Raw genomic sequence first — 16,069 nt, forward strand, 5'->3', positions numbered from 1 at the left:
GCTGTGTTCGGTCCCTGCTGCCACTTGATACGACATTTGCCGTCTTGGAAGACGGCGAATGTCGTATCAGGTGGCATTTGCGCGGGCCCGCCCGGTGGAAGCCAACGTTGACCGGGGGCTAGGGTGAAGGGGTGAGTTCACCCGAAGCATCCAGAGCCGAGCTACCGGCGCGCCGGTAGCTCACCCCCTCTTCGCCCGGCCTGCTGAGGCCAGGCGATGCCTTCGGCGACCCCGTGGCGGATGCACGTCCCCACCGTGGATGGCGAGCGTGAGCACCGTGGTGCCGGTCCCTCTCCGACCGACACTTCTCTTGCAAGGACTCACCCATGCCCCCTGTCATTTTCCTGCTCGCCGTTGCGGTGTTTGCCCAAGGAACCTCAGAATTTATGCTCGCCGGATTGCTTCCGGCCATCGCCGCCGACCTCGGCATCGGCATACCCCAAGCCGGACTCCTGACCTCCGCCTTTGCCGTCGGCATGGTGGTGGGGGCCCCGCTCATGGCCGCCATCAGCCGCAGGTGGTCACCGCGGCTGGCGCTGTCCGGCTTCCTGGTCATCTTCATCCTGATGCACGTGCTCGGGGCGCTCACGGACGAGTTTGCCGTGCTGCTCATCTCCCGGATTGTCGCTGCGCTCACCAACGCCGGATTCCTGGCCGTCACCCTCTCCACCGTGTCGGCGCTGGTTCCTCAAGATCGGACGGCGCGAGCGCTCGCCGTCATCCTGGGCGGAACCACGCTTGCCCTGATCGCTGGCGTGCCCGGGGGAGCGGTGCTCGGCTCCCTCTTCGGATGGCGGTCCGCCCTGTGGGCCGTCGCCATCATCTCGGTTCCGGCGCTCATCGCGGTGGTGATCGCGACGCCCCGGGCGGCTGGGAGTGGAAGCCCAGTTGCGAGTGGGAGTGCCGCGGCGCCTGGGAGAGCCGAGGCGAGCGGCACGCAGGCTGTGCGGCTCACCGCCGAACTCGCAGTGCTGCGCCGCGGAACGCTCCTGTTCCCCCTCGGACTAGGTGCCCTCGTCAACGGGGCAACTTTCTGCGCCTTCACCTATGTGGCACCCGTGGTGACGGAGGCGGCCCAGCTGCCCACCGGCGTCGTGCCCCTGATTTTGGCGATCTTCGGGGTGGGCTCCTTTGCCGGGGTGTGGGCGGCCGGGCGGTTCGGTGATCTGCATTCCGAGCGCATTCTGGTGTTCGGGGGAATGGCATTGTTCCTGGGGTGGTGCGCATTCTTCGCCGGCGCGCACCTTCCCGCGGTGGTGTTTTCGCTCGCCTTGGTGCAGGGCGCGCTCTCCTTCGCGGTGGGCAGCACCCTGATCGCCACGTCCATCCGCGCTGCCGCGAGCGCCCCGACCATGTCCGGATCGTTCGCGACCGCGTCGCTGAACATCGGCGCGGCGGCCGGCCCGGTCCTGGGTGGGCTGGCGTACGCGAGCGCGGCCGGGGCCCTTGGGCCGCTGGCGGTCAGCGCCGCGCTGGTGGGCTTGGCCGCGTTGGTCTTCGCGCTGGGCCGCGGACGTGGTCCTGGCCGCCCCTGACTCTGCCCGGCGCACCGCGTCAGCCCGCTCCTAAAGTGACCGCGCGGCTTTGCCGTCTCCCGGCGCGCTGTGCCGTGGCTACTGACACGGCACAGTGCGCCGGGTCAGTGCACACCTTGGGAAGGGCCGGGCCCACACACGAACGCCCCACCTGCGGGCCTGCGGCGGGTGGGGCGTTCGTTGGTACGGCGGAACGCCGCGAGGTGGGTCAACTAGTCAAAAACGACGGTCCGGTGCCCGTCCAGCAGCACCCGGCGCTCCGCGTGCCAGCGCACGGCCCGCGCTAGCGTCTGTGCCTCCACGGTGCGCCCGCGCTCCACCAACTGCTCCGGCGTCCTGTCATGCCGCACGCGCGTCACGTCTTGGTCGATGATGGGCCCCTCATCCAGATCCGCGGTCACATAATGCGCCGTGGCCCCAATCAGCTTCACGCCGCGCTCGTGCGCCTGGTGGTACGGGCGCGCGCCCTTAAAGGACGGCAGGAACGAGTGGTGAATGTTGATGGCGCGCCCGGCCAGGGCGCGGCACAGGTCATCGGAGAGGATCTGCATGTAGCGGGCCAGGACCACCAGTTCGACGTCGTGTTCCTCCACCAGCGCCAGGATCCGTTCCTCTGCGGCGGCCTTGGTCCCGGGCCCCACGGGCAGGTGCTCAAAGGGCACCTCGTGGAATTGGGCTAGCGGGCGCAGCACCTCGTGGTTGGACACGATCACGGGGATATCGATGGGCAGCGAGCCAGTGCGCCGTTGGAAGAGCAGCTCATTCACGGCGTGCTCGGCAGTGGAACACAGAATGAGCGTGCGCAGCGGCGCCGCGTTCGCGTGCACCTCCAGGCGCATGTCGAAGGCCTCGCGCACTGGCTGCAGGCGCTCCTGCAGCGGTCCAAGGCCGGAGGGGGTCTCCACCTCCACGCGCAGGAAAAAGGTGCCGGTTTCCGGGCTGCCAAATTGCTGCGACTCAACGATGTTGCTCCCCGCGGCCAGCAGCGCGCCGGTGATCGCGTGCACAATCCCGGGGCGGTCCGGACAGGCCAGGGTGATGATGTAGCGCGGAAGGTTGCTCACCCTCCGGAACCTTAGTGCGCGGGCGCGGCCAGTTCTGCATTCTGCGCGGACCATGACATGCCCGACGCCGCTGCTGACGCGGCTGCCGACGCCGCGGCTGCCGACGCCGCGGCTGCTGACGCGGCCAGCGCCGCCCGCGCTGCGCGCCGCCCCGCACGCGTTGCCCCCAGCGTCGACGCGCTGGGTCCGTACCCCACCAGGAACACTCCGGGCGCGCGGAGGACGCTGACGTCGTCGGGCGCCATCAGCACGCCGCCGCCTGGCTCACGCAAGCGCAGCGGGGCCAGGTGACCCAGCGAGGCCCGGAATCCGGTGGCCCACAGGATGGCGTCCACGCTCTCGTGGCTGCCGTCCGCAAACTCCACGCCGCCCTCCGTGAGCCGCCGAATGGCCCCGCGTGAGGCCAAAACGCCGCGCCTGATCCCGGCCACGTAGCGCGGGATCAGCGGCAGGCCCGTGGCCGCCACCACGGAGAGCGGCGGGAGGCCGGTGCGCGTGCGGGAGGCCACGCCTCGTTCCACCTCCGCGCCCCAGTTCTTATCGAAGGGCAGCTTGGTCCATTGCGGCGGCCGCCGGGTGGACCAGATCGGTTGTGCGCCGGCGGCCTCCAGGAGCAGCGCAAATTGCACGGCGGAGGTGCCGCCGCCCACCACCAAGACCTTCTGCCCGGCAAAGTCCTGGGCCGCCACAAAGTCCCGTGTGGTGAGTTGGGGCCCGGCGAAGCGGCCCGGATAGGCGGGGAGGTACGGCCGATCCCAGGTCCCAGTTCCGGAAATCACCGCGTCGGCAAGGAAAAGCCGCCGCGCGCCGTCCGGCGCTTGGGCCAGCACCTCGAATCGCGCGCCGCCTTCAGATCCGCTCTCCACGTCACCCTCCGCAACCCCGGCCGGATCAAGCGCCTGCACCGACGTGACACGCCACGGCCGCGACACCCGCAGCCCCTCCACGGCCTCGAAGCGCCCGTAGTAGCGCTTGACCACCTCCCGAGCCGGCTCCGTGGGATCGGTCTGTCCCAGCGGCAGCCCGGGGAGGTCGTGGATGCCGTGTGCGTCGTCAAAGGTCAGCGCATCCCAGCGGTGACTCCAGGCGCCGCCGGGGGTGGGGTTGGCGTCAAGCACCTCCAGATCCCGGCCGGGCTCCAGCCCCGCGCGGCGCAGAAAGTGCGCGGCGGAGAGTCCCGCCTGCCCCGCGCCGACGACCACCACGCGCCGGCGCTCGGGAGCGGGCCGCGCGGCGTCGGGCACCGAAACTGCGCCCAAGGTCGCCGGCCTTGCAGCACCCCGCTCTGCGGCACCCGGCTTTGCGCCACCCACCTCAGCGCCACCCAACCGGCGGGAATCGCGGGGCTCGCTGAGTGGGGTCGTTGCGTCCATACCCCTATCCAACCCCACGCAGATCCCCGGTATTCCGGCACTGTGACGGCGTGTGACAGAGCCCATGACGACACATTTCTGGGGCCTAGTTGCCAGAGCCCGGCGGCGGGGCGCACGCTTGAGGCACAACCCATCAAGAGCGACTGAGAGATCTGGCTCAGTGACGTCGCAGCAACCTTCGTTCCGGCAGGGCGAAAGGTGCTTCCGCCAGGAACGATGGAGACGCGTCAGCCTCTGATCCGCGTGGTCCCTCGAGTTCCGCCAGCGCTCCTGGCGTGGCGCGTGGACTGCCGATCGCCCGGATCTGCCGGCGCTGCTCCCTTGTGAATAACCACGAGGAGCCACGCTCATGCCCCACTATCCCGCGACGCCCCCGTCGCTCTCTTACGAGGTCTACCCGCCAGCCACCCCGCGGGCCAGGGAGGCCCTGAACACCACGCTGGATGCCCTGGCAGCCACCCACCCGGATTTTGTCTCGGTGACCTATTCCGGCACCCCGGAGCGGCGCCGAACCACCCTGGAGCTCATCCACCAGATCCTGGACCACACCCGGCTGCGGCCGCTGGCCCACTTAACCTGCGTGGGGGAGTCGGCGGACACCCTCACCGACCTGGTGCGCCACTTCATTTCATTGGGCGTGCGAGGGGTCCTGGCCATGCGCGGGGACCTGCCAGCTGACCCGAACGGCGAGCGCGGCGAGTACCCCTTTGCCCGCTACTTGATTGAGCTGATCCGCCGGGTGGAGGCACAGAATGCGGTGGCGCTTGGCGCCGGCCGGCTCTCCATTGGGGTGGCCGCGTACCCGGTGCGGCATCCGGAATCGCCGTCCTTTCAGCACGACATCGAGGTGCTGCTTGGCAAGCAGCGCTCCGGCGCGGACTACGCCATCACCCAGGTCTACTTCCGCCCGGAGGAGTACACGGGGTTGGTGGCGGCGGCGCGCACGGCCGGCGTGAGCATCCCGATTGTGCCTGGGCTGCTCCCGGTGGACGATGTGCGCCGGCTTGAGCGCCTCAGCGCCATGACGGGAGTGGCCCCTGACCCGCTGCTGGCCGCCGCTTTGGAGGCGGCCCGCACGGAGTCTGAGCGCACGCGGATCGGTGTGGACTTCGCCGCGAGTTTGGCGCGCCGGGCCCTGGAAGACGGGGCACCGGGCGTGCACGTCTACACCTTCAACAAGCACCGCGGCGCCACCGAACTCGTTGAGCGCCTGGAGTTGCCGCGGCGACGCGCCGACGCGCGCCTGGACTCCGCCGCTCGCGTCGGCGCGTAGCCGTTTGCCTGCGGCACCCGCCGCTTCGCGCCCACCGCGACCACACGCCGTCGGGCAACGACGGCACCCCCACTAGACCTTCCCGGAGCGCGCCCGCGCCCGGGCCAACGACGCCCACCAGCGGGCGCCACCCAAGGAGAATCATGTCCCAGCAGCCGCTGACCCCCGCCTTCGCCTCCACCGTTCTTGGCTACCCGCGCATCGGTGCAGCCCGTGAACTCAAGCGCGCCCTCGAAGCCCACTGGGCCGGGCGCAGCAGCGAAGAAGAACTCCACGTCGCCGCCCACGCGGTGCAATCGGCCGACCTGCGCCGGCTCACCGATCTGGGCCTGGATCCCAGCAACGGCGCGCTTCCCGGAGACGTGGCGTACTACGACCAGGTCCTGGAGACCACGGCCGCGCTGACCGCCGTCCCGGAGCGCTTTGCCGGGGCCATCCCCGGCCCTGTGGACACCGCGGCGGCGTTCCTGCTGGCCCGCGGGGATGCCGAGCACCCGGCGCTTGAGCTGACCAAGTACTTCGATACCAACTACCACTATCTGGTCCCGGAGATCTCCCCGAGCACCACGTTTGTGGCCAATCCTGATCGGCTGGTGCAGGTCCTGCTGGCCCACCAGGCGCAGGGTCACGCTCTCCGCCCCACGCTCGTGGGCCCCCTCAGCTACCTGCTGCTCGCCAAGGCTGCCGCGGACGCGCCGGAGGGCTTTGATCCGGTGGATCGGCTGGACGACGTGGTGGCTGCCTATGCCGAATTGCTGACCCAGCTGGGTGCCGCCGGCGCCCAGTGGGTGCAGCTGGATGAGCACGCGTTGAGCACGGAGCGCGGGGCGGCGCTCGCCGCGGATGGGCACACCGTGGCGCGGGTGTACTCGGTGTTGGCCCGTGCGGCGGAGGCCGGCGCCGAGTCGGCCGGGCGCCCGCGCCTCTTTGTCCCCACGGGCTACGGCAGCGCGGGGGACCCTGCACGTCCGGGGCACGTGCAGGGCGAGTTGGCCCGAGCCGGCGTCGCAGCCGTCCACGCGGACCTGGTGCGCGGCGTGGCACCGCGGGCCCAGTATTTGGGGGACCTGGTCGGGGCCACTCTGGTGGGCGGGATCGTGAATTCTCGCAATGTGTGGCGCAACGATTTGCGGGCCTCGCTTGATGCGCTCATCTCGCTACAGGCCCAGGTCACCAGCGCCGGCGGTGCGTTGGCCGTCGGCACGGCCACGAGTTTGCAGCACGTTCCTCACACGGTGTCCGCGGAGCAGAATCTGCCGGCACACCTGCCCCAGTGGCTGGCTTTCGCGGACGAGAAGGTCACGGAGGTCGCCACGTTGGCGCGCGGTGTGGCAGAGGGCGCGCAGGCCATCGAGCAGGAACTGGGACAGAGCGACGCCGCCCGCGAGGCCCGCGCCGGGTTCGCCGGCACCCGGATCCAGGCGGTCCGCGACCGCCTGGCGGCGCTTGGCGCGGCGGATCTGCAGCGCAGCGACGCCGCATCCCGCAGCACGGCCCAGGCCGCAGCCCTTGGTCTTCCGCCGCTGCCCACCACCACCATTGGGTCCTTCCCGCAGACCGGCCAGGTCCGCACTGCCCGTGCGGACGCCCGCGCCGGGCGCATCAGCGAGGCGGAATACCACCAGTTCCTGCGCCAGGAGATTGCCCGGGTGGTGGAGCTACAGGAGCAGTTGGGGCTGGACGTGCTGGTGCACGGGGAGCCGGAGCGCAACGACATGGTCCAGTACTTCGCGGAGCACTTTGACGGCTACGCGCCCACGGAGTTTGGCTGGGTGCAGTCCTACGGCTCACGCGCCACCCGGCCGGCCATTCTCTGGGGGGACGTCACGCGACCGGAGGCCTTCACGGTCCCGTGGATCTCCTACGCGGCGTCCCTCACCAACAAGCCGCTCAAGGGCATGCTCACGGGACCGGTCACCATCCTGGCGTGGAGCTTTGTGCGGGACGATGAGCCGCTGGAGGTCTCCGCGCAGCAGGTCGCGTTGGCGCTGCGGGACGAGATCGAGGACCTGCAGGACGCGGGCATCCGGATCATCCAGGTGGACGAGCCGGCGCTGCGGGAACTGCTCCCGCTGCGGGCCACGGACCAGGCTGACTACCTGCGCTGGTCGGTGGATTCCTTCCGCCTGGCCGTGGGCGGCGCGGAGACAGCCACGCAGATCCACACCCACCTCTGCTACTCCGAGTTCGGCGAGGTGCTCACCGCGATCGACGCTCTTGACGCGGACGTGACCTCCATCGAGGCGGCCCGTTCCCGCATGGAGGTCACCGCTGACCTGGCCAGCTTTGGCTTCTCCCGCGGCATTGGTCCCGGCGTCTATGACATCCACTCGCCGCGCGTTCCCTCACAGGCGGAGGTCGCCGAGCTGGTGGACATCGCCCTCACGGATCTGTCCCCGCACCAGCTCTGGATCAACCCGGACTGCGGGCTCAAGACCCGCGGCTATGCCGAGACGGAAGCCGCGCTGCGCCACCTGGTGCAGGCCGCGCAGTTGGCGCGCACCGCGCTGGCCGCGCGCGTCTGAGGGCCGCGCACCCTCCTGCGCACCCTCCCGCGCAACCCCCTGCTCGACGCCGCCCGCTCACCCGGGCGGGCGGCGTCGGGCACCTCACCCGCTGAGCCGGCACCCGGCCAATCCACCCCCCAGCCACGAGCGAATCGAGACGGGCATGACCGCCACTCATCACCCCTTTACAGCCGGTGTTCACGCGGGTTACGCGCCCGAGGGGCCGCTGCGCCCGCTCACTGCGCCGGTGCACCACTCGGCCGCGTTTGCCTTTGCCAGCCACGCGGAGGCGGCCGCAAAGTTTGCCTTGAAGGCACCAGGTTTTACGTATTCGCGCACCGGGAATCCGACCGTCGCGATCCTGGAGCAGCGCATCGCGGCGCTGGAGGGTGGCAGCTCGGCGGTTGCCACCGCCAGCGGGCAGGCTGCCGTGGCCCTGGCGCTGCTCGCGCTGCTGCAGGGGCCACGCCACCTGGTGGCCAGCGCGCGGCTCTACGGCGGCACGGTGGATCTGCTCACCGATAGCTTCAACGACTTTGGCGTCACCGTCACCTTCGTGGAGCCCACGGATGCGGACGCGTGGCGTGCAGCGATCCGCCCGGACACCGCCGCGTTTGTGCTGGAATCGGTGACCAATCCGCAGGTGCAGGTCGTGGAATTGGAACCCATCGCCGCCGTGGCGCACGCCGCCGGGATCCCCGTTGTCGTGGACAACACGCTGGCCACCCCTTTTGCCTACCGGCCGCTGCAGCACGGCGCGGACGTGGTGGTGCACTCCCTGACCAAGGGGCTGGGCGGGCACGGCGCCGCGCTGGGCGGTGCCGTGGTCGCTGGCAGCTTTGACTTCTCCGATCCGCAGCGCTGGCCGCAGATCGCGGCCCCGCGGGATCGCTATCGCGGGGATTCTTTGCTGAGCCGCTATGGCGAGCACGCCTACGCCATGCTGGTGCGCTCCAAGTTTTTGCACGACCTTGGTCCGGCGCTCCCGGCCGGATCCGCCGCCACGTTGCTGCAGGGCATCGAGACCCTGCACGTTCGCGCCGGGCATGTGGCCGCCTCCGTGGTGGCGCTCGCGGACGCGTTGGAGGGGCACCCAGCGGTGGCGCGGGTGCATCACGTCTCGCGCCCGGATCACCCGCAGCACGCCCTCGCCGCACAAGATTATCCGCGCGGGACCGGCTGCATCCTGGGCGTGGAGCTGGCGGACGCCGCCCTGGTGGCGCCCGTCGTGGACGCGCTCCAGCTCATTGCTCTGGCCGCCAACATCGGCGACGCCCGCACCCTCGTGGCGCACCCCGCCTCCATGACGCACTGCCGCCTCTCCGAGGCACAGCTGGCCAGCGCCGGCATCTCGCAGGCGCTGCTGCGTCTCTCCGTGGGGCTGGAGGATCCTTCGGATCTGCTCGCAGATCTGCGCCAAGCGCTCGACGCCGCGTGGTTGGGTTCCGGCGCCCGGTTGGAGTCGGGCGCGAGGCCAGGTTCCTCAGCTGCGCCCGCTTCCCAACTCGCTTCCCAACCCGCGCCCGCTTCCCAACCCGCGCCCGCCTGAGGGCCCCGGCCACACGCCGTCGCCCCTTCCTGTAGAGCCCGCCTTCCCGATCCAAGGAGAACCCCATGACCACCGTCGAACAGGGTTTTGACACCCGCGCCATCCATGCGGGCCAGGCCCCGGACCCGCTGACCGGGGCCGTGGTGCCACCCATTTACCAGACCAGCACGTTCATTCAGGACGACGTCAACGTGCTGCGTGCCGGGCACGAATACTCGCGCGGTTCCAACCCGACGCGCAACGGTTTTGAGGAGCAGCTTGCCGCGCTGGAGGGTGGAACGCGAGCGTTCGCGTTCGCCTCCGGGATAGCGGCGGAGGACGCGCTGCTGCGGGCCGTGCTGCGACCCGGGGATCACGTGGTGATCGGCTCGGATTCCTACGGCGGAACAAACCGCTTGCTGCGGGACGTGCTTGGCCCGTGGGGCATCACGCACTCCGCCGTGGACGCCGGGGACCTGGAAGCCGTGCGCGCCGCCATTCGCCCGGAGGCGACCGCCGTGTTGTGGGTGGAGACGCCGTCCAATCCGCACCTTGGCCTGGCGGACCTGGCCGGCTGGGCGGCGGTGGCCAGCCAGGCGGGATGCCTGCTCTTTGTGGACAACACCTTTGCCTCGCCAGCCCTGCAACGCCCGCTGGAGTGGGGTGCGGACGCCGTGGTGCACTCCACCACCAAGTACATCGGTGGGCATTCTGACGTGCTGGGCGGCGCCGTGGTGGTGGGCCAAACGCAGTTCCAGGGCAGGCCGCTGGGGGACGCGGTGGCGTTCCAACAATTTGCCGCCGGGGCCGTGGCCGGACCCCAAGACTGTTTCCTGGCGGCCCGCGGGCTTAAAACGCTGGGACTGCGCGTTCGGCAGCACAGCGCCAATGCGCTCGCCGTGGCCCAATGGCTTGAAACGCAGCCAGGGGTGGCGAGGGTGTTCTATCCGGGGTTGGAATCCCATCCGGGGCACCGGATCGCCGCCCGTCAGATGCACGGCGGCTTTGGTGGCGTGGTGTCCCTGCGCCTGGCCGGGGGAGAGGCTGCCGCGCGGCGCTTTGCTACGGCGACCAGGCTGTTTGGGCTGTCCGTGTCCCTGGGCGGGGTGGAGTCGCTGATCTGCCTGCCCACGGAGATGACGCACGGGCCGCTGCGGGGGACCCCGCGGGAGATTGGCGCGGACCTTGTGCGCCTGTCGGTAGGGATTGAGGACGTGAGCGATGTGATCGCGGACCTTGAGCAGGCCCTGGACGTGGTGGCGGCGGAGGCCCTTGGCGCTCCGGTGCAGCGGGCGGCGCCAGCTGCGGCGTCGGGCTCAGTGGGATCTGGCGCGGCGGGTTCCGGCTCCGTGGGATCTGGCGCGGCGGGTTCCGGCTCCGTGGGATCTGGCGCGGCGGCGTCGGGCAGAGCGGCCCGCGTGGCTCCCCGCGTCGCGGCGGTGCCTGTCATGTCTTGGCGGTGAACCGGTGCCTGGCCGGGCTGCCGTGCCGGTCCTGGGGCAATCCCATACGCCGCAGGGCTCGGTCCAGCTAGGTGTCCGAGTGTGACGCCAAGCTGGACCGGGGCTGTGAGGCGGGTCAGGCGACGCTGTGCAAAGCGGGTTTTTGCTGCCGCGAGCTCGAAGACTTGAAGGTTCAACCGTCAGAGTGGTGACGTTCGGTCGCATGGCCGACGGACCCGAGTGAATCGAGAAATAGATGTCCACCCGAGCCCAGACCCCCCTGAGCCCCGGCGCCTCCCTTCCCTGGACCAACAGCCTGGCGCTGTTGCTGCTCCGAGTAGTGGTGGGCGGCGTTCTCCTGGCTCATGGCGCGCAGAAAATCTTTGAATACACACCGGCCGGAACCGCCGCGAGCTTCGAAAAAATGGGCGTGCCCGCGGCCGCATTCGTGGGCCCGGCCGTCGGGTGGCTTGAGCTGATTGGCGGCGCGCTGATCGTGGTTGGCCTGCTGACCCGCGTTGTGGCGGCGTTGTTGGCTGTGGACATGCTTGGCGCTCTGTTCCTGGTGCATCTGAAGGCCGGCCTCTTTGTGGCCCAGGGCGGCTTCGAGTTCGTGGCCGTCCTGGCCGCGGTGCTGCTGGCGCTGGTGCTGGCTGGCCCGGGCAAGCTGGCCCTGGACGCTGCCGTGATGCCCCGGATGCGTCGGTCCCGGGCGGCGCAGGCCTGATACGCAGCCGGGCCGGCCGGCCGGCCCGATCCCAAGGCAAGATGCCGTGAAGCCCTTGGGCTCCACGGCATCTTCTGTGCGGGTGAGGCTCAGTTCTTCAGCGGCCACGACTTGGGCTCGGGACAGGGCGCTCCTTCTCCGGTTGTCCCTGCTGCGCAGGCGGTCGTGGCCCAGTCGGTGGGCTCAGGCGCTACTGGGGCGGCGTCGACTACAGTCGTGGTCACGGCTGCCCAGTTATCCAGGTCTCCCGCCGTGAAACCCGGGCCGCGATACATCCGTTCTCCGATGTACTGCCCGGACTCTGGATCCACGATGACCTCGCGGTGGAGCTGCGTGGACCGCAAGGCCACACCCTCGCGACCATTGAGTTTCACCTTGGTGTCCGCCAGCTCGATCCCAGGGGTGAGCGCCGCCGTACGGAAAAGTAGGGAACGGTCCTGGCTGGGGTGCTGGCCTTGGCGCAGGTTGTCGGCGATCCAGGTGAAGACCCGCTCGTGTTCCGAGGATTGACCCCCCTGGGCTTTGGCGTAGTTGTACAGCGATTGCGGGTCTGACGGCCACTTGGCACGATCGGCATTGGGTACTCCTGGGCCGTAAAACTGCCCGTTCAGGCCGGATAGGACGGAACCAGGGGTGGTGTATTCCGGATCCGCTTTGATCTGAGCGAACTTCTCCGGGGAGAGTGCGCCCTGCGGCTTGACAGGCGTTTCCGGATGCCGCAACCAGATCCAGGCGCCTGTTCGATCGGCCGGAATGTACATCTCGTCCCGCACCGAGCGGATGAAGGAAAGGTCTTCGGTTCCTTCATTCATGTACGTGCTCGAGTACTCCGCCACGTTGGCGATCTTGAGGTACTGCCCAGGCTTGAGAACGGGGTCGCTGAACTTCACAGCATTGTCCGCGGCCTGACTCAGCACGGCTGCCGCGGCGGCAGACACCGGAGCTCCCGGCGTCCCCACGGGCAGCAGCGTCTGGGTGACCACCAGCGCACCGGCGGCCAGGGCGGTGGCGCCGGCGGCGAGTCCCCAGCCCAGCCAACGGCGGCGGCGACGCGGTGCCAGGACTGGGCCACGCGCCGCTGAGCGGGTGGTGGATCCCGCGGCGGCCGCGACGGAAGATTCTTCGGCGGAGATGGCGCTCATTAGCGCGGCTCGCGCGTCGATGGTTGCCTGGGCGCTCGGGGCGTCTGGGGTGGGGCGGGTTTCACGCAGTAGATCAAGCGATTCCATGACCAACCTCCTTGGGAAGTGAAATGAGTGTGGAAGCGCCGGCCGCGCCGAGCTTGCGGCGGGCGCGATTCAGGCGTGAGCGCACGGTCCCTATGGGGATCTGCAGCGCCAACGCGATGTCTTGGTAGGAGAGCTCTTCCCACGCGAAGAGCAGCAGGACGTCGCGGTCGCCGGGGGAGAGCTTGGCCAGCTGATGACCCAGCGCCCGCACGGCGGCGGCGGCATCTAACCGGCTGTCGCTGTCCGTGTAGGCGTCCGAGGCCAGCACCCGAGCGGCCTGTTCGGCGGCGATGCCCTGATACGCCCGGGCCTCGACCCGCCGGTGCTTGCGCAGCAGCGTGGTGGTGATGCCCAGCAGCCAGGCGCGGACCTCGCCGCGTTCAAGATCGAAGCGTTCCCGCCGCTCAAAAGCGACCAAAAACGTCTCTGACATCAGGTCATCCGCGGTTTGCCGGTCGGACCGGCTCGCCGCGTACCTGTGCACGGTGGCCGCGTGCCGATCAAACACTCCGGCGAATGCGGCGGGCTCCACGAGGGAGCGAGCGATGAGTTCGTGATCTGTATTCACACTGGGTATTGCTCCCCGGGCGGTAATGGGTTCACGGCAATCTACCCGTTCTCTCCGCAGGGTCCGGTGGGCGGGGAGGTGTGCGGCTCCGGATCGAGGTTTGCGGCGTGCATGGCGGCCGCAAACCTCGATCGCGGGCCGCAAAGCTTCTGCGCTGCCCGGCGGCCCGCGCGCAACTGATCTCCGCGCACAGGTGACCCGCGGCTGGGGCTGTACCCAGCGGCGTCGAGCAGATGAAGACCCACGCAGACACATCCCCTCACCGAGGCGACTCCCGGTCGCGGTACCGGATACAGTGGTGACGTCGCGACTGGCGTGAGGTGGAGCACCACCGGGGAGCGGCACCTGTGTCAGCCGGACCGAACGCCTGGGTCCGGCCCGAGTCAGGGGCCCGCGGCCCCGCCAGTTTTGTTCCGCTCACACACAGGAGTAGCCCGTGTCTCAGACCCCAGACGTCACCAATCTTCCCCTCTCAGAGGTGGACCCGGACATCGCCAAGCTGATCAACCAGGAGTTGGGTCGCCAGCGCGACACCCTGGAAATGATCGCCTCAGAGAACTTTGCCCCCCGCGCCGTGCTGCAGGCTCAGGGCTCCGTCCTGACCAACAAGTACGCCGAGGGTTACCCGGGCCGCCGCTACTACGGTGGCTGCGAGTTTGTGGATGAGGTGGAGAACCTGGCCCGCGAGCGCGTCAAGTCCCTCTTCGGCGCCAAGTACGCCAACGTCCAGCCGCACTCGGGCGCCTCTGCCAACGCCGCCGCCCTGGCCGCGATGATTGAGCCGGGCGACAAGATGCTGGGCCTCTCCCTGGCCCACGGTGGCCACCTGACGCACGGCATGAAGCTGAACTTCTCCGGCAAGCTGTACCAGGTCGCCGCCTATGAGGTGGACCCGGAGACCTTCCGCATCGACATGGACAAGCTGCGCGAGCAGGCCATCAAGGAGCGCCCGCAGGTCATCGTCGCCGGCTGGTCCGCGTACTCCCGCCAGCTGGACTTTGAGGCCTTCCGCTCCATCGCGGATGAGGTCGGCGCGCTGCTCTGGACGGACATGGCCCACTTCGCCGGCCTGGTCGCCGCGGGTCTGCACCCCAACCCCGTTCCTTACTCCGATCTGGTCACCTCCACCGTCCACAAGACGCTGGCCGGCCCCCGCTCGGGCCTGATCCTGACCAACGATCTGGATCGCTTCAAGAAGATCAACTCCAACGTGTTCCCGGGCCAGCAGGGCGGCCCGCTCATGCACGCCATCGCCGGCAAGGCGGTGGCCTTCAAGATCGCCGCCTCCGAGGAGTTTGCGCAGCGTCAGCAGCGCGTGCTCTCCGGCGCGCAGATCCTGGCCGAGCGCCTCACTGCCACGGACGTCACCGAGGCCGGCGTCTCCGTGCTGACCGGCGGCACCGACGTGCACCTGGTGCTCGTTGACCTGCGCAATTCCCAGCTGGATGGCAAGCAGGCGGAGGATCTGCTGCACGAGGTTGGCATCACCGTGAACCGCAATGCCGTGCCGTTTGACCCGCGCCCGCCCATGGTCACCTCCGGCCTGCGCATCGGCACCCCGGCCCTGGCCACGCGTGGTTTTGGCGACGCCGAGTTTGCCGAGGTCGCTGACATCATCGCGATTGCCCTCAAGGACGGCTCCAGCGCGGATATGCCGGCGCTGCGTGCCCGCGTGGACAAGCTGGCGGAGGCCTTCCCGCTGTACTCCGGCCTCGAAGAGTGGTGATCGCCGGTGGTCGCTGAGGTGCTTGACGGGCGCAAGGCGTCCGCGACCATCCGGGAGGAACTGACCCAGCGGGTGACGCGCTTGAAGGAGCGCGGCATCACGCCGGGCATCGCCACCGTGCTGGTGGGCGCCGATCCGGGTTCGCAGCTCTACGTGGGAATGAAGCACAAGCAGTCCCACGCCATTGGGATGAACTCGATTCAGCGTGAGCTGCCGGCGGACGCCACGCAGGCGGACGTGGAGCAGGTCATCGACGAGCTCAACGCCGACCCCGCGTGCCACGGGTACATTGTGCAGCTCCCGCTGCCCAAGCACCTGGACACGGACGCGATCCTGGAGCGGATTGATCCGGACAAGGACGCGGACGGCCTGCACCCCACCAACCTGGGACGCCTGGTGCTCAACGTCAACAAGCCCATCAGCTCGCCGCTGCCGTGCACCCCGCGCGGCGTCATTGAGCTTCTGGTGCGCAATGGCTACGACTTGGATGGCAAGCATGTGGTGGTGGTGGGTCGCGGTGTGACGATTGGTCGTTCCATCGGCCTGTTGCTCACGCGCCGCGAGTACAACGCGACCGTGACGCTGACCCACACGGGCACGGTGGACTCCGCGCAGTACCTGCGCCAGGCGGATGTGATTGTGGCCTCCGCCGGCGTGAAGCACCTGATCAAGGCGTCCGATGTGAAGCCCGGCGCGGCAGTTTTGGACGTGGGTGTCACTCGTGAGACCCCGGCCGACGGCGGCAAGCCTAAGGTCTACGGCGACGTGGACCCCGGTGTGGCGGACGTGGCTGGCTGGCTCTCCCCGAATCCGGGCGGAGTGGGCCCCATGACGGTGGCCCTGCTCATGACGAACGTGGTGGAGGCGGCCGAGCGCCAGGCCGGTATGTGAGCTCGTGGAGCTCCGGTCAGCGGTCGGCGAGGGAAGCGGGCTTATCGACGAGGAGCGGGCGTGAGCCCTGCTTGTGGGCGATAGGCCCGCTTAGGCTCCGAGGTAGACGTTCGACGGCGGTCGCGCACCAGAGGTGCGCGGCCGCCGTCGTGCGTTGGGGGGAGCGCTCGACGGCGCGTGGTGCGGTCCGGCGGTCGGCGAGGGAA

At 69.5% G+C, this 16,069-nt stretch carries 12 protein-coding genes and 2 riboswitches; of the genes, 8 read left to right on the forward strand and 4 right to left on the reverse strand.

Annotated features, from left to right (window positions below; all coding sequences use genetic code 11):
• Nucleotides 1-326: 326 nt before the first annotated feature.
• Nucleotides 327-1,535, forward strand: a complete 1,209-nt coding sequence (locus tag DWQ67_RS13205) for a Cmx/CmrA family chloramphenicol efflux MFS transporter (protein WP_121486067.1) — start codon at nucleotides 327-329, stop codon at nucleotides 1,533-1,535.
• A gap of 212 nt (nucleotides 1,536-1,747) precedes the next feature.
• Here DWQ67_RS13205 and purU read toward each other — a convergent pair whose 3' ends face one another.
• Nucleotides 1,748-2,599 (reverse strand): formyltetrahydrofolate deformylase, encoded by an 852-nt coding sequence (gene purU, locus DWQ67_RS13210; RefSeq protein WP_121486068.1) that lies wholly within the window; start codon nucleotides 2,597-2,599, stop codon nucleotides 1,748-1,750.
• 11 nt (nucleotides 2,600-2,610) lie between these two features.
• Nucleotides 2,611-3,972, reverse strand: coding sequence for a flavin-containing monooxygenase (locus DWQ67_RS13215; protein WP_121486069.1), 1,362 nt, complete (start codon nucleotides 3,970-3,972; stop codon nucleotides 2,611-2,613).
• Between the two features lie 127 nt (nucleotides 3,973-4,099).
• Nucleotides 4,100-4,195: riboswitch (SAM riboswitch) on the forward strand.
• Between the two features lie 126 nt (nucleotides 4,196-4,321).
• Here DWQ67_RS13215 and DWQ67_RS13220 point away from each other — a divergent pair.
• The 5 genes from DWQ67_RS13220 (at nucleotide 4,322) to DWQ67_RS13240 (ending at nucleotide 11,449) form a co-directional block, all read left to right on the forward strand.
• Complete coding sequence (locus tag DWQ67_RS13220; RefSeq protein ID WP_121486070.1) at nucleotides 4,322-5,245, forward strand: methylenetetrahydrofolate reductase; 924 nt, start codon at nucleotides 4,322-4,324, stop codon at nucleotides 5,243-5,245.
• Between the two features lie 143 nt (nucleotides 5,246-5,388).
• Nucleotides 5,389-7,770 carry a 5-methyltetrahydropteroyltriglutamate--homocysteine S-methyltransferase gene (gene metE / locus DWQ67_RS13225; RefSeq protein ID WP_121486071.1) on the forward strand — a complete coding sequence of 794 codons (2,382 nt, stop codon included), beginning with the start codon at nucleotides 5,389-5,391 and terminating at the stop codon, nucleotides 7,768-7,770.
• Nucleotides 7,771-7,915: 145 nt separating this feature from the next.
• Nucleotides 7,916-9,301 (forward strand): aminotransferase class I/II-fold pyridoxal phosphate-dependent enzyme, encoded by a 1,386-nt coding sequence (locus DWQ67_RS13230; RefSeq protein ID WP_121486072.1) that lies wholly within the window; start codon nucleotides 7,916-7,918, stop codon nucleotides 9,299-9,301.
• 65 nt (nucleotides 9,302-9,366) lie between these two features.
• On the forward strand, nucleotides 9,367-10,743 hold the full coding sequence (locus tag DWQ67_RS13235; RefSeq protein WP_121486073.1) for a cystathionine gamma-synthase: 1,377 nt from the start codon (nucleotides 9,367-9,369) through the stop codon (nucleotides 10,741-10,743).
• Between the two features lie 235 nt (nucleotides 10,744-10,978).
• Entirely contained in the window at nucleotides 10,979-11,449 is a 471-nt protein-coding gene (locus tag DWQ67_RS13240) for a DoxX family protein (protein ID WP_199712727.1), read from the forward strand.
• Nucleotides 11,450-11,538: 89 nt separating this feature from the next.
• Here DWQ67_RS13240 and DWQ67_RS13245 read toward each other — a convergent pair whose 3' ends face one another.
• The gene (locus DWQ67_RS13245) at nucleotides 11,539-12,678 is read right to left on the reverse strand and encodes a hypothetical protein (RefSeq protein WP_121486074.1); all 1,140 of its coding nucleotides are present in this window, start codon (nucleotides 12,676-12,678) and stop codon (nucleotides 11,539-11,541) included.
• Nucleotides 12,665-13,246, reverse strand: coding sequence for an RNA polymerase sigma factor (locus tag DWQ67_RS13250; RefSeq protein WP_199712729.1), 582 nt, complete (start codon nucleotides 13,244-13,246; stop codon nucleotides 12,665-12,667). The genes DWQ67_RS13245 and DWQ67_RS13250 overlap by 14 nt, the downstream gene beginning before the upstream one ends.
• A 296-nt stretch (nucleotides 13,247-13,542) precedes the next feature.
• A riboswitch (ZMP/ZTP riboswitch) is annotated at nucleotides 13,543-13,626 on the forward strand.
• Between the two features lie 56 nt (nucleotides 13,627-13,682).
• Between DWQ67_RS13250 and glyA the strand changes: the two genes are divergently transcribed.
• Nucleotides 13,683-14,972 (forward strand): serine hydroxymethyltransferase, encoded by a 1,290-nt coding sequence (glyA, locus tag DWQ67_RS13255; protein ID WP_121486076.1) that lies wholly within the window; start codon nucleotides 13,683-13,685, stop codon nucleotides 14,970-14,972.
• 6 nt (nucleotides 14,973-14,978) lie between these two features.
• On the forward strand, nucleotides 14,979-15,863 hold the full coding sequence (locus DWQ67_RS13260; protein WP_121486077.1) for a bifunctional methylenetetrahydrofolate dehydrogenase/methenyltetrahydrofolate cyclohydrolase: 885 nt from the start codon (nucleotides 14,979-14,981) through the stop codon (nucleotides 15,861-15,863).
• Nucleotides 15,864-16,069 lie beyond the last annotated feature (206 nt).

The sequence above is a fragment of the Galactobacter caseinivorans genome (assembly GCF_003640665.1).
Classification (GTDB): Bacteria; Actinomycetota; Actinomycetes; order Actinomycetales; family Micrococcaceae; genus Galactobacter; species Galactobacter caseinivorans.